Source organism: Mesorhizobium sp. M2E.F.Ca.ET.209.01.1.1 (assembly GCF_004010375.2).
Classification (GTDB): Bacteria; Pseudomonadota; Alphaproteobacteria; order Rhizobiales; family Rhizobiaceae; genus Mesorhizobium.
Map to the genome: position 1 here is coordinate 1 of NZ_SADP02000955.1, position 305 is coordinate 305.

A 305-nucleotide genomic window follows, 5' to 3' on the forward strand; every position below is an offset into this window, starting at 1 on the left:
CGCAGCTCGCCTTGCACCGTGCCGAGGAGCGACCTGCCGATCGGCGATGGGTCGGGGTCGCCGCGCCACGGTTCGACGTCGACGAGCCGGCCGTTCTCGGCGCGGACCTCGTACGTCCCCCAATGCATGGTGGTGAGTAGGGTTGCGGTTCCCATAGGACGCGTCATCCCGCTATGGCGATGACGGACAAGGCGCACGGCGCCCTGTCCCGATCTAGCCTGCAAGCGCCAACCCCTTTCGAGGCTGGCCCAGCGGCTTGCCTCATGCTCATCCTTTCGACGCCTTATCGAGGCAAAACTGCGACC

1 protein-coding gene is annotated in these 305 nt (G+C 66.6%); it reads right to left on the bottom strand.

All coding sequences use genetic code 11. The annotated features are described in order from the left end of the window. The coding region (locus EN852_RS43315; RefSeq protein ID WP_348643554.1) for a hypothetical protein at positions 1 to 167 on the bottom strand (167 nt) is incomplete at its 3' end. Positions 168 to 305 lie beyond the last annotated feature (138 nt).